Annotated in this window: 13 protein-coding genes, 5 tRNA genes and 1 rRNA gene; 1 reads left to right on the top strand and 18 read right to left on the bottom strand. The window is 39.9% G+C overall.

What is annotated here, in order from left to right:
* Nucleotide 1: 1 nt before the first annotated feature.
* From rpoB to HT99x_RS02290, 17 genes are all read right to left on the bottom strand, one after another.
* On the bottom strand, nt 2-4087 hold the full coding sequence (gene rpoB / locus HT99x_RS02370) for a DNA-directed RNA polymerase subunit beta (RefSeq protein WP_075067675.1): 4086 nt from the start codon (nt 4085-4087) through the stop codon (nt 2-4).
* Nucleotides 4088-4182: 95 nt separating this feature from the next.
* Entirely contained in the window at nt 4183-4560 is a 378-nt protein-coding gene (gene rplL / locus HT99x_RS02365) for a 50S ribosomal protein L7/L12 (protein WP_075067676.1), read from the bottom strand.
* Nucleotides 4561-4610: 50 nt separating this feature from the next.
* The gene (rplJ, locus tag HT99x_RS02360; protein ID WP_075067677.1) at nt 4611-5138 is read right to left on the bottom strand and encodes a 50S ribosomal protein L10; all 528 of its coding nucleotides are present in this window, start codon (nt 5136-5138) and stop codon (nt 4611-4613) included.
* 278 nt (nt 5139-5416) lie between these two features.
* Nucleotides 5417-6124 (bottom strand): 50S ribosomal protein L1, encoded by a 708-nt coding sequence (gene rplA / locus HT99x_RS02355; protein WP_075067678.1) that lies wholly within the window; start codon nt 6122-6124, stop codon nt 5417-5419.
* A gap of 5 nt (nt 6125-6129) precedes the next feature.
* A complete protein-coding gene (gene rplK / locus HT99x_RS02350; protein WP_075067679.1) occupies nt 6130-6561 on the bottom strand; it encodes a 50S ribosomal protein L11 in 432 nt (143 codons plus the stop codon).
* Nucleotides 6562-6724: 163 nt separating this feature from the next.
* Nucleotides 6725-7276, bottom strand: coding sequence for a transcription termination/antitermination protein NusG (nusG, locus tag HT99x_RS02345; RefSeq protein WP_075067680.1), 552 nt, complete (start codon nt 7274-7276; stop codon nt 6725-6727).
* A complete protein-coding gene (gene secE, locus HT99x_RS02340) occupies nt 7276-7656 on the bottom strand; it encodes a preprotein translocase subunit SecE (RefSeq protein ID WP_075067681.1) in 381 nt (126 codons plus the stop codon). Before secE ends, nusG begins: the two co-directional genes overlap by 1 nt.
* A gap of 25 nt (nt 7657-7681) precedes the next feature.
* Nucleotides 7682-7757: transfer RNA gene (locus HT99x_RS02335), tRNA-Trp, on the bottom strand.
* Nucleotides 7758-7814: 57 nt separating this feature from the next.
* Nucleotides 7815-8999, bottom strand: a complete 1185-nt coding sequence (gene tuf, locus HT99x_RS02330) for an elongation factor Tu (RefSeq protein WP_075067682.1) — start codon at nt 8997-8999, stop codon at nt 7815-7817.
* Nucleotides 9000-9079: 80 nt separating this feature from the next.
* A tRNA-Thr gene (locus HT99x_RS02325) sits at nt 9080-9154 on the bottom strand.
* A gap of 23 nt (nt 9155-9177) precedes the next feature.
* Nucleotides 9178-9251 (bottom strand) — tRNA-Gly (locus HT99x_RS02320).
* A gap of 43 nt (nt 9252-9294) precedes the next feature.
* Nucleotides 9295-9379, bottom strand: a tRNA-Tyr gene (locus HT99x_RS02315).
* 117 nt (nt 9380-9496) lie between these two features.
* Nucleotides 9497-9572: transfer RNA gene (locus HT99x_RS02310), tRNA-Thr, on the bottom strand.
* Between the two features lie 133 nt (nt 9573-9705).
* Nucleotides 9706-10698, bottom strand: a complete 993-nt coding sequence (gene birA, locus HT99x_RS02305) for a bifunctional biotin--[acetyl-CoA-carboxylase] ligase/biotin operon repressor BirA (RefSeq protein ID WP_075067683.1) — start codon at nt 10696-10698, stop codon at nt 9706-9708.
* 141 nt (nt 10699-10839) lie between these two features.
* Nucleotides 10840-14784 carry a hypothetical protein gene (locus HT99x_RS02300; protein ID WP_259565223.1) on the bottom strand — a complete coding sequence of 1315 codons (3945 nt, stop codon included), beginning with the start codon at nt 14782-14784 and terminating at the stop codon, nt 10840-10842.
* A gap of 121 nt (nt 14785-14905) precedes the next feature.
* On the bottom strand, nt 14906-16087 hold the full coding sequence (locus tag HT99x_RS02295) for a hypothetical protein (RefSeq protein ID WP_075067782.1): 1182 nt from the start codon (nt 16085-16087) through the stop codon (nt 14906-14908).
* Between the two features lie 128 nt (nt 16088-16215).
* The gene (locus HT99x_RS02290; protein WP_083483013.1) at nt 16216-17901 is read right to left on the bottom strand and encodes an ankyrin repeat domain-containing protein; all 1686 of its coding nucleotides are present in this window, start codon (nt 17899-17901) and stop codon (nt 16216-16218) included.
* A 155-nt stretch (nt 17902-18056) separates the two neighbouring features.
* On the opposite strand from HT99x_RS02290, the gene HT99x_RS02285 reads away from it, so the two are divergent.
* Entirely contained in the window at nt 18057-21569 is a 3513-nt protein-coding gene (locus HT99x_RS02285) for a hypothetical protein (RefSeq protein WP_259565219.1), read from the top strand.
* Between the two features lie 47 nt (nt 21570-21616).
* Here HT99x_RS02285 and rrf read toward each other — a convergent pair.
* Nucleotides 21617-21731 (bottom strand): 5S ribosomal RNA (rrf, locus tag HT99x_RS02280).
* Nucleotides 21732-21822 lie beyond the last annotated feature (91 nt).

Below are 21822 nucleotides of genomic sequence, written 5' to 3'. Positions count from 1 at the left end.
ATCAATTTTCGTGTTCGAGTTCCATATTGATACCCAAGGAACGGATTTCTTTCACCAATACGTTGAAAGATTCCGGCATACCAGGTTCCATACGATGATCGCCATCAACAATGTTTTTATACATCTTGGTACGACCTGCCACGTCATCGGATTTAACCGTTAACATTTCTTGCAAGGTGTAAGCTGCGCCATATGCTTCTAAGGCCCACACTTCCATCTCACCGAAACGCTGACCACCAAATTGTGCTTTACCACCTAGTGGCTGTTGGGTTACTAAGCTGTAAGAACCGGTTGAACGAGCATGCATCTTGTCATCAACCAAATGGTTTAACTTGAGCATGTACATGTAACCAACCGTCACAGGACGATCAAAGGCTTCACCGGTACGGCCATCGTATAACGTTGTTTGGCCACTTTCTGGTAAATCCGCCATCTTCAACAATGACTTAATTTCACCTTCACTCGCACCATCAAATACGGGTGTCGCCATCGGAATACCATGACGCAGATTCCCGCTCATTTCTGTTAGTTCTTCATCAGTAAATTGTTGGAAATCAATTTTTTGACCACCCATGCTATAAACTGACTGCAAGAAAGTTCTAACATCATTTAATGCGCGTTTTTCATCTAACATCTTACCGATCTTGAGCCCAAGGCCTTTGGCTGCCCAACCTAAGTGGGTTTCTAGGACCTGACCGACGTTCATACGAGAAGGAACACCTAATGGATTCAATACGATATCAACTGGCGTACCATCTTCTAGATAAGGCATATCTTCAACAGGAACAATGGTTGAAATCACACCTTTGTTACCATGTCGACCCGCCATTTTATCGCCAGGCTGAATGCGACGTTTAACCGCCAAGTACACTTTGGCAATTTTTAACACACCAGGTGCTAAATCATCACCTTGTTGTAACTTCGTGCGTTTTTCATCGCGACGTTGTTCATAATCTTCACGTAAAGCTTTAATACGCTCATTAGCCGCTTCCAACTTTTGGTTTGCTTTATCGTCTTTTAAGCGAATTTCAAACCATTTTTCATGCGCTAATTTTGCAAGGTACTCTTGTGTGATGCTGTCACCCGCTTTTAAGCCTGCAGGACCACCTTCGGCAACTTTACCAATCAACATTTTTTCAACGCGTTGATAAATATCACCTTCACGAATACGGAATTCATCTTCCAAGTCTTTCTTGATGCGCTCAAATTCTGTTTTTTCAATTTGTAACGCACGCGCATCTTTTTCGACGCCATCACGTGTAAAGACTTGAACATCAATAACCGTACCGTTCATACCGGTAGGAACACGCAAAGAAGTATCTTTTACGTCAGAAGCTTTTTCACCGAAGATAGCTCTTAAGAGTTTTTCTTCAGGGGTAAGCTGTGTTTCACCTTTAGGTGTCACTTTACCTACCAGAATATCACCCGCTTCTACTTCTGCACCGATGTAAACAATACCGGACTCATCCAGTTTAGAAAGTGCGCTTTCGCCCACATTCGGAATATCGGAAGTGATTTCTTCTGGTCCTAATTTGGTATCGCGAGCTACACAAGTTAATTCTTCGATATGAATGGTTGTGAATCTATCTTCTTGCACAACACGTTCACTGATGAGAATGGAATCCTCAAAGTTGTAACCATTCCATGGCATGAATGCCACGAGCAAGTTTTGCCCCAGTGCTAATTCACCCATATCAGTAGAAGGACCATCTGCCAATACGTCACCAGCAGAGACTCTGTCACCTTGGTTAATCAAAGGCTCTTGATTAATACAGGTATTTTGGTTTGAACGGGTATATTTCGTTAAATTGTAGATATCAACGCCCGCTTCATCTTCCAGTGTTTCGTCATCGTTTACACGAATAACCACACGGCCTGCATCAACAGAATCCACAATCCCGCCACGTTTAGCAACAACGGTAACTCCAGAATCGGTTGCAACGGTACGTTCCATCCCTGTACCCACTAAAGGCTTTTCAGCTTTTAGGGTAGGTACTGCTTGACGTTGCATGTTCGAGCCCATCAAGGCGCGGTTCGCATCGTCATGTTCAAGGAACGGAATTAAGGAAGCCGCTACTGACACGATTTGTTTAGGCGAAACGTCCATAAACTGTACGCGTTCTTTTGTTGTGAAAGTGAATTCGTTTTTATGACGGCAAGGTACTAAATCATCAAGCAATTCACGCTTTTCGTTCGTTGTCGCATTTGCCTGCGCAATGACGTAATCGCCTTCTTCAATTGCTGACAAGAATTCAACTTCATCCGTTACTCTGCCATCAACGACTTTACGATATGGGCTTTCTAAGAAACCATATTCGTTGGTTCGAGCATATACCGCCAAAGAGTTGATCAAACCAATGTTTGGACCTTCAGGCGTTTCAATTGGGCATACACGACCATAATGTGTTGGGTGAACGTCACGAACTTCAAAGCCCGCTCGTTCACGAGTCAAACCACCCGGTCCTAATGCAGATACCCGACGTTTGTGCGTCACTTCTGATAGTGGGTTATTTTGATCCATAAATTGCGACAATTGCGATGAACCAAAAAATTCTTTAATTGCGGCAGAAACAGGTTTTGCATTAATTAAATCTTGGGGCATTAAACCATCTGATTCAGCGACGCTTAAACGCTCTTTAACTGCGCGCTCAACTCGCACAAGACCAACGCGGAATTGATTTTCTGCCATTTCACCGACGCTACGAACACGACGATTACCAAGATGATCGATATCATCCACTTCGCCTCGTCCATCACGGATATCAATGAGTGTTCGGATAACAGCAATAATATCGTCTTTGGATAAAACGCCTTCACCAATGATCTCTTTACGGCCAACACGTCGGTTAAATTTCATTCGACCAACCGCAGAAAGATCGTAGCGATCAGCTGCAAAGAATAGATTTTCGAATAAGGTTTCCGCCGCTTCTTTGGTAGGAGGTTCGCCTGGGCGCATCATACGATAAATTTCAACTAAAGCTTCTAATTGAGATTTCGTTGGGTCGATACGCAATGTATCAGAAATGTACGGACCATGATCCAAATCATTCGTGTAAAGTATTGAGAATGAAGAGATGCTTGCTTTAATAAAAGCTTCTAACAATTCAGGTGTGATTTCAGCATTTGCTGCAGCAATAATCTCACCTGTTTCTGTATCGATAATATCTTTAGCAAGTGCTTTGCCATAAAGATATTCACGAGGTGTACGTAATTGTTTGACGTCACCTTCTTCCATTTGTCGGATATGACGCGCGGTAATACGGCGGCCTTCTTCGACAATCACATTGCCCTTTTTGTCACGTATATCAAACATAGCGGTTTCGCCACGTAAACGTGCAGGGACTAAATTCAGAATGAAATCACCTTTTTCAATTTGATATTCATTCGTTTCAAAGAATATTTCTAAAATTTCTTGCGCACTGTAACCTAAACCACGCAACAAGATGGTGGCAGGAATTTTGCGACGACGATCGATTCGTACAAAAATGCAATCTTTAGGATCGAATTCGATATCTAACCATGAACCACGATAAGGAATAATACGCGCTGAATACAGCAATTTGCCGGATGAGTGGGTTTTTCCTTTATCATGATCAAAAAACACACCAGGGGATCGATGTAACTGAGAAACGATAACACGTTCAGTGCCATTGATCACAAAAGTACCGTTAGGAGTCATGAGCGGGATTTCGCCCATGTAAACTTCTTGTTCTCTAATATCTTTTACTTTTTTGGTATCGCCAGAAGCTTCTTTATCAAATAATACTAATCGAACCAATACCCGCAATGGCGTAGCGTAGGTTAAGCCACGTTGTTGGCATTCTTTCACGTCAAATGTGGGGGTTCCCAAGCGATAGCAAACAAACTCCAGCTGTGCATTTCCAGAAAAACTGGTAATCGGAAAAACAGAATTAAACGCTGCCTGCAAGCCGATATCTTTGCGTTGTTCAACCGGAACATCTTCTTGCAAAAAGTTTTGCTTATACGAAGTAAGCTGTATATCAAGAAGTGGCGGGATCTCCAAAGTATTCAGGCGTTTGCCAAAATCAGCACGGGGTCGCTTTTTCTCGGTATAGGATAATGCCATTGGGAGTCCTCAGCTAATAATCACCTAAAAACGACGAAAACTGAAGAGGAACGAAGTTCCTCTTCAGCCTAAACAAATAATCAAGAGCAAAAGTCTTATTTAATTTCAACCGTTGCGCCAGATTCTTCAAGTTCTTTCTTGAACTTATCTGCATCAGCTTTTGAAACAGCTTCTTTAACAGGTGCAGGAGCGCTTTCAACCAAAGCTTTTGCTTCTTTCAAGCCTAAGTTGGTGATAGCACGAACCGCTTTAATAACGTCTACTTTCTTGTCACCAAATGCTTTCAAGATAACATCAAATTCAGTCTTTTCTTCAGCAGCAGCAGCAGCGCCACCAGCAACAGGTGCAGCAACAGCGACAGCAGCTTGTGCTGAAACGCCTAATTCGTCTTCCATCTTTTTAACAAGATCAACAACTTCCATAATGGAAAGTTCAACGATGGAATCGAAAATCTTTTGAATTTTGTCTGACATAGTATTTCTCCGGGTATCTATAATTCAATCAAGCGTTCGTAACAGATTCGTTACTCGCCTTCTTTTTTGCGTCGATAATCATCCAAAGCTCGGACTAAACCACTGTGTGGCTCTGCAATTGTACGTACCAGCTTGGTTGCAGGCGCAAGTAACGTTGCAGCCAATTGGCTCAACGCTTCTAGACGTGTTGGCAATGAAGCAACAGCATCTAACTTGCTTGCATCGTAATATTGTCCAGCAACGGATAAAGCTTTTACTTGGAACAAATCATTGGTCTTTGCAAACTCTTTAAACAATTTCGCTGCTGCACCTGGTTCGTTCTTAGCAAATCCAAATACAAGCGGACCTACCAAAGCGTCACTCATGCATTCGAAATTAGTGCCTGTTAATGCTTTACGCGCTAAGGTGTTACGAATCACCCGCAAGTAAATGCCATTATCACGCGCCTGCTTTCGTAGTGAGGTCATCGCTGGCACGCTTAAGCCACGATATTCCGCCACAACAAGTGAGATCGCTTCGTTAGCTACGTTCGAGACTTCGGCGACAATCGCTTTTTTATCTTCAAGATTGAGCGCCACTTTGTCTCTCCTTCTAAGGTTATTAACTGCGGTTACATTACTGCTCCCGCCTACGCAGATTTACTCTTTACAGAGCATCATTAAGCTTTTGGCATCTGCGGTCTTTGACGTTCACTGTAACTGCACTCGCCCTAAAGGAGAGCGGAGAAACTGCTACAGCCCCTCATCCCGATTTAGTTTTATTGATGTTGTCTCGGTTCACTCTCGTGACTTAACACACCCCTAATACCAAACTGGCTTGAGGGATTTAGGCAGGTTTTAACCTGCCCATTATTTCTTTAGATACTTAACGAACCTTGGTCAATGATAAGGCCTGGCCCCATCGTTGTGGTCAAGGTAATTCTTCGCATATAAACGCCTTTTGAGGTGCTGGGTTTTGCTCTGCGCAAATCCATCACTAATTTCTCTAGGTTTTCGCGAAGTGCTTTTACTTCAAAATTGACTTTACCGATAGTGCAATGAACGATGCCGCCTTTATCACTACGGAAAGAAACCTGGCCTGCTTTCGCATTTTTAACTGCTTTAGCAACGTCGGTTGTTACGGTACCAACTTTAGGATTTGGCATTAAACCACGAGGACCCAATACTCGGCCTAATTGACCAACAAGACGCATTGCATCAGGGGTTGCAATCAGAACATCGAATTCCCATTTACCGGTATCAGCCATTTGTTTGATTTGATCAGCAAGATCTTCAAAGCCAACAAATTCTGCGCCCGCATCTTTAGCAGCTTGCGCATTTGCACCTTGTGCAAATACTGCAACACGCATATCACGACCTGTACCATTTGGTAACAAGGTTGCGCCGCGCACAACTTGATCAGACTTCTTAGGGTCAATACCAAGCATAACGGCAACGTCCATACTTTCAACGAACTTAACGCTTGAAAGTTGCTTCAAAATGGTTAAGGCATCGTCTAATGCATAGACTTTATTCGCTGTTACTTTTTCAGCAATCGCTGACATTCTTTTTGATAGTTTTGCCATGACGATTAACCCTCTACCTCAATGCCCATGCTACGTGCAGTACCTGCAATCGTGCGAATCGCTGCTTCCATATCTGCTGCTGTCAAATCAGGCATCTTGGTGGTGGCAATTTCCATTAACTGAGCACGTTTTACTTTGCCCACTTTTTCAGTATTGGGTTTGCCGCTACCACTTTTCACGCCAGCTGCTTTTAATACCAAATAGGACGCTGGTGGGGTTTTGATAATAAAGGTAAAGCTTCTATCACTGTATACGGTGATAATAACCGGTAAAGGTAAGCCTTTTTCGTATGTTGTGGAAGTTTGTGCATTGAATGCTTTACAAAATTCCATGATGTTTACGCCGTGTTGACCTAATGCAGGACCAACTGGGGGGCTTGGATTTGCTTCCCCGGCTTTTACTTGCAGCTTAATATAAGCTGTAATTTTCTTAGCCATTTTATACCTCGTTGTGGGTTTTAGCGCCTTTTTACTCTTTCGAGCTATTAGCTCCCCGATTGTTTACACAAATCACGCTATGACGTGATTAAGTCGTTTAGTTACTTTAGACTGCCCGCCTACGCATAAATGCTTCGGCGTAGCTTAATTACGCTAAGCGTAATTAGGTTTTCTCAACTTGGCCGAATTCTAATTCAACCGGTGTTGAGCGACCGAAAATTAAAACCGCTACACGTAAACGGCTTTTCTCATAATTGACTTCTTCTACGACACCGTTAAAGTCAGCAAATGGACCACTGATAACCCGAACCACTTCGCCTGGTTCAAACAAGGTCTTGGGTTTGGGCTTCTCTGCCCCTTCTTTAACCCGTTCAATAATTTTTTGTGCTTCTTTATCAGAAATAGGTGCAGGTCTGTCACTGGTTCCACCAATGAAACCAAGAACTCGAGGTGTGCGTCGCACTAAATGCCACGTCTCATCATCAAGTTCCATTTGAACTAAAACATAACCTGGGAAAAATTTGCGTTCGCTTTTACGCTTTTGACCACTGCGGATTTCAACGACTTCTTCGGTAGGTACAAGAATTTCGCCAAATTTCTTTTCAAGACTGTGCAGTCGAATCGTTTCTCTTAGATTTTTAACGACTTGATTTTCATAACCTACTAATGCTTGTACGACGTACCAGCGCAATACGTTTTGTTCGGCTTCCATCATTAAGACGCTCCGTAACCGGTCAGCCAGGCTATTGCTCTGAGAAGGATAATATCGACTCCCCACAAAATAAGCCCAATAATTGCCACAACACCAAGTACCATCACAGTTGTCTGTACGGTTTCTTGGCGACTTGGCCAAACAACTTTTCTTAATTCATTTCGCGCGTCTAAAGCAAAACGCCAAAAGCGTTTACCTTTTTCAGTTTGGAGCGCAATAAATAGAGCAAGTACAGCAGTAATACATAAACCCGCCACTCGCAACATCAAAGATTGATCAGCAAAGTGATAATTGCCGAGGATACCTAACGCTATCAAAGATAGCACGATGGTCCACTTGAAGGAGTTCATGATACCACCTAGCGATGCTGATTGTTGGTTCATTAATGGTACTCTACTACCCTTTATTTGGCAGGCCAGGAGGGAATCGAACCCCCAACCTACGGTTTTGGAGACCGTCGCTCTGCCAATTGAGCTACTGGCCTAATAAAGAAAGAACAACTCGCGCTAAGCATGAGTTGTTCTTTAAAACATCTGGGTTATTACTCAAGAACTTTGGAAACAACACCAGCGCCTACGGTACGACCACCTTCACGAATTGCAAACTTCAGACCTTCTTCCATTGCAATTGGGTTGATCAATGTACCAATGATCTTCACGTTATCACCTGGCATTACCATCTCTATCCCTTCTGGAAGGTCAATAGAACCGGTTACGTCAGTTGTTCTGAAGTAGAACTGTGGTTTGTAACCCGTAATAAATGGGGTATGACGACCACCTTCTTCTTTGGATAATACGTAAATTTCGGCTTCGAATTTTTTGTGTGGGGTAATGGAGCCAGGAGCTGCCAATACTTGACCACGTTCAATATCTTCACGTTTGGTACCACGTAATAAGACACCAACGTTTTCGCCCGCACGACCTTCTTTCAGAAGTTTGCGGAACATTTCAACACCGGTAACCGTTGTTTTAACAGTATCTTTAATACCAACGATTTCAACTTCTTTACCTACTTCAATAATACCGCGTTCGATACGACCGGTTACAACAGTACCACGACCAGAAATAGAGAACACGTCTTCTACTGGTAATAAGAAAGGTTTGTCGATAACACGTTCTGGAATTGGGAAGTATTCATCCATTGCTGCAACAAGCTTCAGAACAGCAGGCTCACCAATATCACTGGTATCGCCTTCTAATGCTTTCAATGCAGAACCAATAACGATAGGAATTTCATCGCCAGGGAAGCCATAGCTGCTGAGCAGATCTCTTACTTCCATTTCAACTAATTCGATTAATTCCGCATCATCAACCATGTCTGCTTTGTTCAAGAAAACGATGATGTAAGGAACGCCTACCTGACGAGCTAACAAGATGTGCTCGCGGGTTTGTGGCATAGGACCGTCTGCTGCAGATACAACAAGAATCGCGCCGTCCATTTGTGCCGCACCGGTGATCATGTTTTTTACATAATCGGCGTGGCCTGGGCAGTCTACGTGTGCATAGTGACGGGTATCTGATTCGTATTCCACGTGAGAGGTAGAGATGGTAATACCACGCTCACGCTCTTCAGGGGCTTTATCGATGTTTGCATAGTCGATGAACTCTGCTTGACCTTTCGATGCAAGCACTTTAGTGATTGCCGCGGTCAATGATGTTTTACCATGGTCAACGTGACCGATGGTTCCGACATTCATATGCGGCTTGTTACGTTGAAACTCAGCCATTTGGTTTGCCCCCTGAAATTACGCTTACAATCAAATCAGCGATATCTATAGTAAAAAATCCGAAATTGTTCCTTTGGTCCTGGAGCCCACAACCGGGATTGAACCGGTGACCTCTTCCTTACCAAGGAAGTGCTCTACCACTGAGCTATGTGGGCTTTAGTCGCCAGCCGCCAGCTCTTGGAGCGGGTGATGGGAATCGAACCCACGTCATCAGCTTGGAAGGCTGAGGTTCTACCATTTAACTACACCCGCGATATTCCGCTTGCGCAGGATCTCAGCGTTTGGCACTTATTTTTGGTGGAGGGGGAAGGATTCGAACCTTCGAAGGCGAAGCCGTCAGATTTACAGTCTGATCCCTTTGACCGCTCGGGAACCCCTCCCAAAATACGAACGACGTATTTTCCTTAAGCGTCAAGTCCTTGTCAACAATTAAAACAAGGAAGTAGGCTTTACCCACTAAACTTAATGCAAAATTCTTTTAAATCGCACCTAACTCTTGGTGCTGGCGACAGGAATCGAACCCGTGGCCTGCTGATTACAAATCAGCTGCTCTACCAACTGAGCTACGCCAGCTAACGAACTATCCAATTCTCGTCCCGCTATAGAGTTAGCTTCGCCATTCTACTGAGGTCAGCGCTACGACGCAATGCTTTCTTCTTTGCTTACCAGGTGATATTCGCAAAACGATAGCCTTGATACAGAAAAGTTAGTGTTTATTGGGTTTCACACTGACGTCACCGTAGCGTATTGCTTTGAGACTCTCACCTATTTTGACAAGCAACTCACCTCGTTCATTCACGCCCTGCGCGATACCGCACTGCTGCGCATACGCTGTGGAAAGTTGTACTGATTGCTCTAATAGCAAATCATATTCGCGCCACTTCGATGTAAAATGAGCAAAACCATACAATTGAAACAATGCGATATATTCAGTGATCGAATTTAAGAGCGCCGCAATTAAATCATTTCGTCCAGGAATATATCCCAGTACTTGTTTCAAATCTGTCCAGGTGGACTCTAATTTCATTTGTTCAGGCATATTGAGGTTCATACCAATACCAACCACCACATCGGTAGAAGCACTTTGCTGCTGTGTTTGTTGATTACAGCTTTCTATCAAAATGCCACACAATTTAGCTTGGTGATACCAAACATCATTAGGCCATTTAATACCGATGCCTTCGGGTAATGGCGCTATTGCTTTTAATGCCTCAATAATGGCCAAGCCAAGTACAAGACTCAAACCCGATAATTCATGTAAACGGTTAGGAAAACGCCAATAAAATGAAAGATAGACATTAGCACCAAAGGGTGAGCGCCAGGTTTTCCCCATTCGCCCTCGCCCTGCCGTCTGCGCTTCTGCGACACACACGGTGCCATTAGGAAGTCCATGAGGAAGACGCTGAATTAAATAATCATTGGTCGAAGAAAGTACATTAACCACATCAATTCGGTTGTAAGCCTGTTTTGCCGCTAATGATAAACCTGCTTGAATAGCTTGTTGGTTTAATAATTCAAACGGTTGACACCATCGATAACCACGACCGGAAACTGCTTGAATATTGACTTCAAGCTGACGCAAAAAATGGATGCCTTTCCAAATGCTAGAGCGGCTCACTTTGAGCTCATTAGCCAGTGAAGTACCAGAATGAAATTTACCGTCTATTAACAGACGTAAAACATCGTAAGCGACTTGCATAATAATTATTAAGTCGAGCAGTTAAATAGTAGAATGAGCGTGATAATAGCTGCCTATTGTCTGCAAAAACAAGGGTTTGTAAAAGAAATTTTATCTATGCTTAAGGGAGAATTATCGCAATTCTCCCTTTATGGCAGACAATTAATGAGATTTACGTTGAAGATTGCTTGTCTGTTGAGGTTTGATTGGCTCATTAGCAGCTCTTCTAAATTCTTCAACCCCGCCGCTCTTATAGCTTTGATAGTATGTTTTGGTTCTCTCAGCATCCAGCGTCTGTACGCCTGCTCCTTTAACAGCTCCTTTCATTTCTTGACAAATGACTAATAGACGCGATTTAAACTTATTGCTTTGTTCTGTGCTTTGAATATTATCGATCACTGATTGTAAAGCACCTTGCAAAATAATCCCTTTTTCATGTTGATTCAAATCACGATCATTTTGTAATTTTGCCATAATAGTGGCTAAATCGCTAATTTGGCCATCTCGCTTGTTAGTAAATACACGACCATGAGCAATATTAAAACGCTGAAATAATCCTTTTAATTTCTTTTCTGTACGCTTACCTTGATAGCGATTTTTTAGCGTTCGATCAATAGCCGATTTTCCTTGGCCAAATTCTTGAAGATATCTATCGATTTTTTTCTGACCTGCATCTTTTAGCTCAAAAAAAGCAGTTTGCGGTTTGCCATCTGGTTGTGTTTTCGGCGGTTTAGGCTTGTTTTCATGCTCTTGTTTTTGCTTGGCTTCATTTTCGTTGCGAAGACGTTCCGCTTCTAAGGCTCGTAATTGCGCAATTCTGGCTCTTTCTTGTTCAAGACGCTCTGCTTCTTGCGCTTTACGTTCTGCTTCTAATGCACCCCGATCTTCAGGTGGCGTTATATTTGCAATATGCGGTTGTTCATTTTGCAAGCGTTCTTGCTCTGCTTTTAATCGTTCTTGTTCTTGCTGCAAACGTCGTAATTCAGCGCGCTCAGCTTCAGCAGCACGTTCAGCTTCAGCCCTTTGTTCTGCTTCTCGTCTAGCTTCTGCTTCTCGTTTCGCTTCTGCTTCTCGTTTCGCTTCTGCTTCTCGTTTAGCTTCTGCTTCTCGTTTCGCTTGCGCTTCTCGTTTCGCCTGCGCTTCTCGTTTCGCTTCTGCTTCTCGTTTCGCTTCTGCTTCTCGTTTAGCTTCTGCTTCTCGTTTAGCCTGCGCTTCTCGTTTAGCTTCTGCTTCTCGTTTAGCCTGCGCTTCTCGTTTAGCCTCTGCTTCTTTTCTAGCTTCTGCTTCTTTTCTAGCTTCTGCTTCTCGTTTAGCCTCTTCTGCTTTTTTAGCAGCCGCTTCCATGGCTTTTTCTTGCTCACGACGTGCTTGCTCTTGTGCTTGGCGAGCTTTCTCTTGTTCCTGTGCTTGGCGTAGCTGTTCTAATCTAACCTGCTCTTGTTGTTCCTTTTGGGCTTTCAGTTTTTCTTGCTCAAGACGTATTTTTTCTTGTGCAAGTCTTGCTTGTTCAGCTTTTAGCCTTTGTTCTTCTTCCTGTTTTCGCTGTTCTGTTGCTTGTCTTTGACGCTCTGCTTCTTGCGCAAGTTGCGCTTGATAATTTTCTTTCGTTGATGAAATATCATTTTTAGCATTGGCTAAACTATGAGTGACCGTTTGTTCAAGTTTACTTAAATGAAGCTCTTCCTTTATTTCCTGTGCTGCAGCAATATTCGCTTTAACTTGCTTATCTTGTGAGGGCTGTTCATGGGCTCCTGCTGACAGAAGCACTAAAAATTGTTGCTCTAACTGTGAATGTAATCTGTTGATGTTTTCGACCAATTCACTATATTTCGCTTCATGGGCTCGATTATCAGGAGCTTGCTTATATTTTCCAGTTACTGATTTTAATTCTTTCAGATTGGCTTTAATCTCTTTCTTAATATGCTCGGCATCTTTTTTGACTTTAATCGCGAGCATTTTTCTTTCTTTCTCTTGACGCTGATGTATTGCTTCCAATCGTTCTTTGTCAGCTCGCTCTACTTCGTCTCGCTTTGCTTCTTCTTTATGAGCAGTCAGTCCTTGTTTAACCTGTTGAAGTAACGGTTCTATTTGCTTTTGTAATCCTTGCCACTCTTTCAGTCCCATATTCTGGTAACTGTAAAATGTCACTAAATATTGCAAATCTTCAATTTCCTTTAAATGATCTTTACGATTATCAGCATGAAGCCAACCACACCTATCCATAAATTGAATAGCATTTTTAATATCCTGTAACATTTCTTGCTGTATTTTCATTAACACAGCTTCATTTTCAGTCGTAACCGATAAATTATGCTTATTGATATAATTTGCACGATTATGAAGACTATCACCCACGGCATCCTGATAGGTTTTCTTGGCATAGACTGCTGGATTTTCCATTAAACTGGTTAATCCTTGCTTAATGACCAGCAAATCAGCATCTTGATTAGCATCAGAGTTGGCACCTATCCAAACCCGCTCTCCATTACCATCTTGATTGAGTGTCAAGGTTACCCAGTGCCCCTCTTCATTTGAATTACCTACTATAAAAGTATGCTGTAACTCTTCATTAGGATGGGTTGCAATGTAATATAAATTGGCAGCATCTTCTAAATTATCTGAACCACTACTGGCATAACTATAACGATCGTTCCCTTCTATTGCTAACCCTGCAATACTCACAACCGGCAGACCTGTTTTGGAATGCAGTGTCTCTTTAACTTTGTCAATCACGGGATCATGATATTTATTCGCTTGCAAATCTTTAATAAAGGCTTTCACTTGCGCAATATTAACATCTCTAGAATCAGCATCTGAGGAAATATAGGTTCGTAATTTACTAAATACATTATTGAAATATCCCAGATCGTTCACCCAAGCCGAGGGTTGCTCTTGATTCGCTAAACAATAAATCATTGCCAATGCATTTTTAGTCGCATGATAACCACAAGATTCCTGCCCAAATCCTGTTTTATCTGCCACTTGATCCATAACCGGTACTTTAAAAAGAGTTGGATCAGCGGTAGCATCTAAGACCTTTGAGCCCTTTGCTGCCCAAAAGATTTCTTCTTCTTCTTGCTTAGCGCCAAGCGCGGCCTCTTCTTCAGAAGCGATACGAATATCCTCTTCAATTCGTACAACTGCTCGCTCTAAGGCTGCTAAAGGAGGCATTCTTCTGAATTTAATATTGGCTTCATAAGCTTGTTGTAATGTCTGTTGATACTTGAGAGCGTAATTTTTCATTAAATCCCGTAATTTCAGATCAGCCACTTCTCTTTCTGTTAGCTCTTTTTCGGGGAGGGGTGTATTTTCCAATTCATCGCTGCCTGATGATGGGGGTTTAACATCATGGATACTATCCCACATCAATGTTTTTTTCATTGTTTCCAATATTGCTGGTTTCAGCTCTTGAGGACCTTTACCATTAACCGTAAATTGTTGAGACATTAACCACTCAACAAAAGGTTCATAAGTTGCAAGATTATCTGGCAAGGTCGATAATTGTCCACCCATCCCACCCAATTCACTGACATAAGTGGTGCGATAGTGATCTATCATTGCACATATTGCTCTGACTTCGTCGCTGACATCATCAAATACACCTGGTTTGACATCTTCAAGTTGAATTCTCCATTGCTTAATGGCTCTTGAACAAACTTCATAACAGCCACCACTCATTTCTGATTTAATAAAATCCACTTTTTTACCACGGTCGATAGCCAACTGCCATGCTTCACCAAAATCCCTAATTTCTTTTTCTAAATATTGTTCTAAGGTGAAAAACTGCGTCATAAGGTCATCGGTATTTAATACTTTTTTAGGTGCCCAATACTCAATATGCATGGGAACCGATTCTTGTTTCTTTTTTATTGCTTCTGCGCGAGGGGTTTCAGAGGTATTGTAAATTTCAGTAGTAAAATATAAAGTTTGCTTTCCTTTATCATATCGAGTCTCTTTTATATATGCCGCATGTTTTTGAGGTCCTTCTTTATCTAATGCTTGGATGGTCCTAACATAACGGATTTTATCTTCCTTTATACTTTGTTTAAGACCTGAACGGTTGATCTCTTTAATGAGGTTTTCATAAAATTCATTAGTGTATATCATCACATACCTCAGGAAACTGAATTCTCTGTTCAATGAGACAGATTGACTCAAATAGAAGTTCAGGCAATATATGATGAAAAAAGACTTTTAAAGATGCATATGCATCCTTAAAAGTCTTTTTTTAAATTTTTACTACTTTAGAAACGGAGGGAACGGTCAATGCTTTGAAATCTTCAATATAGTTTTTCAATAACATTTTTAATTCCTCATTTTTAATGTTATCAATGTGTATGGTGTGCAATAATTGATAAAGTTGTTCTAAACGTTTGAAATGTTGCATTAATGTTAGAATTTCCGGGGTATTGTTTTGAAGTATAAAATTTAAAACCTTTTCAAAAGCACCATTTGTAATGAAACCATCACTCCTTTTAATTTGTATATTTTTTAATTTTTCAGAAAAGCTTAACCAGATTTGATAGAAAGTATCAATTGGTTCATCTACAGATTTTTCCATTCCATTTGCCTTGGGCTTCTCAAGGAACGTAACTTCTTCTTCCCACACTCTATCTAACGAAGGTACAAAAAGCATATGAATGTTATCCAGGCTAGGATGTTCTTCACTAAATGACTGACTAGCACCATTAAATTTCAAAGAACTATTATATACGAGATATTTTATTTCATCACATGACATTTTTTTGGAAACAACAATAGGCGCCCTGGTTGATATATAATACGCTAATGTCGGGTTCCAAGAACTACTCTCTTCGTTTATATTGAGATTAAGTTTCTGCAAATCTACAGCTAAAACAGCAAGAACTTCGCTTTCATTTGAAAAGATTTTCTGTAATTTATTATGTGCAATATACCAAGCTCGAATACTTCTAATTGCCATTTCAAAACAAAAACCTTCTTTAGATGCTAGCGCATCAAAAAAGCTTTTTTCTGCTTTGCTTGTTATAGCATTATCTGCAATCAAACAAAATTCGTTGACTGCATATTTAAGATAATCTTCAATAGATAATAAGCCCATTAAGGGTTCATCTGTGTTTGTAAATGGGTGTTCAGGATTAAAATATTCAATATGGACCACTGCATTGCGAGATTTTATTTTTTTACGTTCATAAGGGTCAAGTGCAGTAATATCTTGCACATGAGATAAAGCAGGAGTATACAAGGTAACATTTTTTTTAGCATAACGTTCTGCCAATGCTGAAAGATGTAAGGGATAATGTAAGTCAAACTCCTTTACTGTCTCTATTACAGCTCTAGCATATTTTGTCTTGCTTTCACTTAAAAAATCAGCGGCCTTTGATTTCAGTTCATCATAATATTGAAAGTCTTTATTAATCCCATTTATCATAAAGAAAAACCTAGTTATAAAAATTAATTGCCTAATATAATATACCTTTTATATTTTCAATCAATGCAATGTGTCTGTAATTTATTGCACGCTATCCTATTCTTAATACATGGTATTACACATCTTCATCAAAATACTTTCGGGCCCAATTTTGGTTGTAGCTGCGCAAGAAACTCCGGCTCTATTTCATTGTTTTGTTTGGCGAGCGTTAAAGGTGTGTTACCTTCATGATCATGTGCATTTATATCAGCACCCGAATCAATCAAAGCCATCAACATTTTTATATTATTCTCTAAAACAGCCAAATGAAGCGGAGTTCTTCCTGATAGGTCTGTTAAATTAAAAACACTTTTATCTTTCACCAAAGACATTAACCCATCTTTCCCTGTTTTTACAGCAAGATGAATAGGAGTATAGCCCAAATAATTTTTCGAATATAAATTAGGATTTCCTCTTTCAAAAATTTTATTCATGAAATTGCTATCTACTTGATTTAATGCTTCATGCAAAGCTGTATTTCCCAAATGGTCTTGAACGTTTTCATTTGCCCCCATTTCCAAAAACAATTCTACTACATCTAAAGCACCTGTTTTTATCGCATAATGTAATAATTTTTGTTCATCAATAATCTCATTATCAAGATAACCTTCCTTAAACAACCTTCTTAGAAAATCAATTTCCTTTTCCTTTATTAACATTTCAAGCACTGAAAGCTTTCCGGCTTGTTTTTCTTGCAAATTTGCATTTTGGCCAATCAAATTAAATGCCACTTTCCATTTTTTATTTTTAATAGCATATATCAAAGGACTATTTCCCGCATGACATGGAACATCAATGTTTTGATAATGCGGAATTAGTATTTCAGCCATTTCATGGTAACCGTGAATGGCAGCATAATGTAATGGAGTCATGCCTTTACTGTCTTTTAAAATCACTGAAACATTTTCGTCAATTAATGTTGTTAATATTTCATGATTATTTGCCAACACCGCCATATGCGCATCCGTTGTTCCATCTTTACTCATTCTAACTTTACCAGGCACAGGTCGTCGGGTTTTATTTCTTAAAACTTCAAGTGTAACCTCTCTGCTATTAGGAAAATTTATTAATTGATCATTTTTACCGAACACATCAATCATCAATTTCATATCAGGCGACAATTGAAACATATTGGTAAATAATGATTTTTTAATTTGTTGTGCTAGATTTTCTACTGTTGTCGTTATAATCCCTTCCCTATTTACTGAATCATAAAAGCGGATAGACTGTTCTTTTCTATAAAAACTGATTACATGATCTTCACTACGAACAACTATTGGCAATTGAGAATCAATTAATTTTTTTATAATAAATTCCAATTCACTCTCATTCAAAACAAAGCTAAAATTAAAATATCTTTGTATACTTTTCTTTCCAGTAAGAAAAGTTAATTGCTTGTCTAATTCAGCTTGTGGACGATTTGCAAACACTAATTTAAAATATTTTTGCAACCACATAATATGACTTATAAATTCTTCAATGCTATCAAATAATGCTTTATTCTGCTTCAACGTTATTTCTTTGCCGTCCCAAGCTGAAATTGTATTTAGTGTATCAAAATGTTTTTCTTCTTTCCCTTGAATAACCCTATACATCCACAGACCAATATATCCATTGCAGTTTCCATCTTTTATAATACTCAAAAGGGCATTCACATCTTCATCTTTGTATTTTTCCGGGTGTTTTTGTTTTTGTATTGCAATATATTTTTTGATTTTTTTATAAATACTTTTCTGCGAAACATCAATGGAATTGTAATAGTTCAACATCATCATTTTCCAATGCAATTTATATGATTTTGACTATAGATTTAAAAAAACGTTCTAGATATTTAGATTGCATCCACACGCAACATTTTTCCTCGTTAAAGAACTTTTATTAGACGACATTGTCATATTTGTAAAATACGAGTTTAAAATATAGGCTTAAGATGATATACACTAATGAATTTTATGAAAACCTCATTAAAGAGATCAACCGTTCAGGTCTTAAACAAAGTATAAAGGAAGACAAAATCCGTTATGTTAGGACCATCCAAGCATTAGATAAAGAAGGACCTCAAAAACATGCGGCATATATAAAAGAGACTCGATATGATAAAGGAAAGCAAACTTTATATTTTACTACTGAAATTTACAATACCTCTGAAACCCCTCGCGCAGAAGCAATAAAAAAGAAACAAGAATCGGTTCCCATGCATATTGAGTATTGGGCACCTAAAAAAGTATTAAATACCGATGACCTTATGACGCAGTTTTTCACCTTAGAACAATATTTAGAAAAAGAAATTAGGGATTTTGGTGAAGCATGGCAGTTGGCTATCGACCGTGGTAAAAAAGTGGATTTTATTAAATCAGAAATGAGTGGTGGCTGTTATGAAGTTTGTTCAAGAGCCATTAAGCAATGGAGAATTCAACTTGAAGATGTCAAACCAGGTGTATTTGATGATGTCAGCGACGAAGTCAGAGCAATATGTGCAATGATAGATCACTATCGCACCACTTATGTCAGTGAATTGGGTGGGATGGGTGGACAATTATCGACCTTGCCAGATAATCTTGCAACTTATGAACCTTTTGTTGAGTGGTTAATGTCTCAACAATTTACGGTTAATGGTAAAGGTCCTCAAGAGCTGAAACCAGCAATATTGGAAACAATGAAAAAAACATTGATGTGGGATAGTATCCATGATGTTAAACCCCCATCATCAGGCAGCGATGAATTGGAAAATACACCCCTCCCCGAAAAAGAGCTAACAGAAAGAGAAGTGGCTGATCTGAAATTACGGGATTTAATGAAAAATTACGCTCTCAAGTATCAACAGACATTACAACAAGCTTATGAAGCCAATATTAAATTCAGAAGAATGCCTCCTTTAGCAGCCTTAGAGCGAGCAGTTGTACGAATTGAAGAGGATATTCGTATCGCTTCTGAAGAAGAGGCCGCGCTTGGCGCTAAGCAAGAAGAAGAAGAAATCTTTTGGGCAGCAAAGGGCTCAAAGGTCTTAGATGCTACCGCTGATCCAACTCTTTTTAAAGTACCGGTTATGGATCAAGTGGCAGATAAAACAGGATTTGGGCAGGAATCTTGTGGTTATCATGCGACTAAAAATGCATTGGCAATGATTTATTGTTTAGCGAATCAAGAGCAACCCTCGGCTTGGGTGAACGATCTGGGATATTTCAATAATGTATTTAGTAAATTACGAACCTATATTTCCTCAGATGCTGATTCTAGAGATGTTAATATTGCGCAAGTGAAAGCCTTTATTAAAGATTTGCAAGCGAATAAATATCATGATCCCGTGATTGACAAAGTTAAAGAGACACTGCATTCCAAAACAGGTTTGCCGGTTGTGAGTATTGCAGGGTTAGCAATAGAAGGGAACGATCGTTATAGTTATGCCAGTAGTGGTTCAGATAATTTAGAAGATGCTGCCAATTTATATTACATTGCAACCCATCCTAATGAAGAGTTACAGCATACTTTTATAGTAGGTAATTCAAATGAAGAGGGGCACTGGGTAACCTTGACACTCAATCAAGATGGTAATGGAGAGCGGGTTTGGATAGGTGCCAACTCTGATGCTAATCAAGATGCTGATTTGCTGGTCATTAAGCAAGGATTAACCAGTTTAATGGAAAATCCAGCAGTCTATGCCAAGAAAACCTATCAGGATGCCGTGGGTGATAGTCTTCATAATCGTGCAAATTATATCAATAAGCATAATTTATCGGTTACGACTGAAAATGAAGCTGTGTTAATGAAAATACAGCAAGAAATGTTACAGGATATTAAAAATGCTATTCAATTTATGGATAGGTGTGGTTGGCTTCATGCTGATAATCGTAAAGATCATTTAAAGGAAATTGAAGATTTGCAATATTTAATTGCCTTTTATGCTAACCATGATGATTCTTTAGGGATATGGCAAGAACTGAATCAAATAATGGAATCGCCTCGGCAAATAAATGCCATTAGTGTCAAAACAACCTCTAAAAGAGTTTCCTCCATAACAACATCAGAGACTCAGAACGAACCACCATTATCTTACAAGCAATCCAAAAAACAAAAAGAATCCGTACCTAAATATGATTTTAAAGCTAAAAAAAATGCATTAGCCGATGTTTTTAAACCACCTGTAAAACCCAGTACTTCTTCTGATAAACCCGAAACCAGCATTTTAGCTCCTAGTACACCTAATACGGATATACTTCAATTTCAAAGCAATGTGCAACGGCTTATTCACGGTAAAGCCATTGAGATCCCCAGTCATATGAGTACTGATGATTTACAAGATTACCTTCTGGGTAAAAAGTCCATCGATACCTTTATACAGAAAAAGGGTTCACAAGGAACCAAACGAACCGCCGCTGTCGGAAGTAATGTTAATCCTGAAGAGCAACAACGATTACTTTCCGAATTACAGCAAGCCTTTAACAAAAGAGGGATATCTTCTACAAAGTTGACTCAACAAGAGCCTTCCCCCAAACAACCCTCTATACCTAAAAAGACTTCAAGTTCACAAGCGGCTTCTAGTTCTCCAGTAGAACCGTCATTACCATCTCTTCCTGAGCCTCAGGACATAACCCCTGATATTATAAAAACAAGACTCACAGCATTATCGAATGAAGGTGTTATTGGCATTAATTTTCCACTAGAAGGGGATAGCGGAATTATTAACTTCTTATTCAATAAAGATGTACAACTAGAGAAACGAAAAATTGATTCAAAACTCAAAGATCCTGCTTTAAAAGCTGCAATACAACCTGGCGCCTTAGTTCAAGACAAAAAAGCTTTTCTTTCGCATGCAAAGCAATTTGGTTCAGTTAGAAACCTCCTTGCAGAAAAGGAAAAGGAGAAGGAGCAAGAAACTAAAGTGAAGCGCCCTAAAGCAATCAGGCATCACAAAGTGGAAGACTTACCTCCTTTAAGTCCTTCTACTAATACTGAATTAAAGCAGAGTAAAAAACGCCCAAAACCAAAGGTGGAGGATATAGCTCCTTTAAGTCTAGAATCGCCTAATACTGAATTAAAACAAAGTAAAAAACGCCCAAAACCAATCATTAGTAGCGAAAAGGAAAACATCTCTCCTAATAATATACAACCTCAAAATTCACCACATTCACCACCACAAAGTATTTATGGACAATCTTGGCAACAATTTTGTGACAAACTTGAAGGAATTCAGATAGAAAAGAAGGATGGCACTATTACCAATAATGCTTATAAGAAGATATTAGGATTTCTTGCCAAAAATAATGATGGGAAAAGTAAAACACCGGCACAAGAACATCAACGTTTACAAGAACTGCGTGATATGCTGCTGGGTATGCATACTGTTAAAAATGCCGACCTAAAAGATGCGATAAAAATATTCATTGAGGATTACAAGAAATTGCCTCCACCGCTATCAAGATCTTTATCAATAAAAAAACGCTAGGCAATAAAAAACCCCTAACGGTAACCCGTTAGGGGTTGAAGTTAAAAGCCTGGCAGTGTCCTACTTTCACATGGGATCTCCCACACTATCATCGGCGCTGAGTCGTTTCACTACTGAGTTCGAAATGGTTTCAGGTGGTTCCCACTCGCTATTGCTACCAGACGTATTCGGTCTTCCTTTTTAGGAAATTTCTTAGTTTTTGTTTAACAAATTTGGTTACACACTTCGCGAATACCCGCTCTCTAAAAAAGCG

The organism is Candidatus Berkiella aquae (assembly GCF_001431295.2).
GTDB lineage: Bacteria > Pseudomonadota > Gammaproteobacteria > Berkiellales > Berkiellaceae > Berkiella > Berkiella aquae.
Note: the sequence above shows the minus strand (reverse complement) of the source record. Positions and strands in the feature narration are given on the sequence as shown.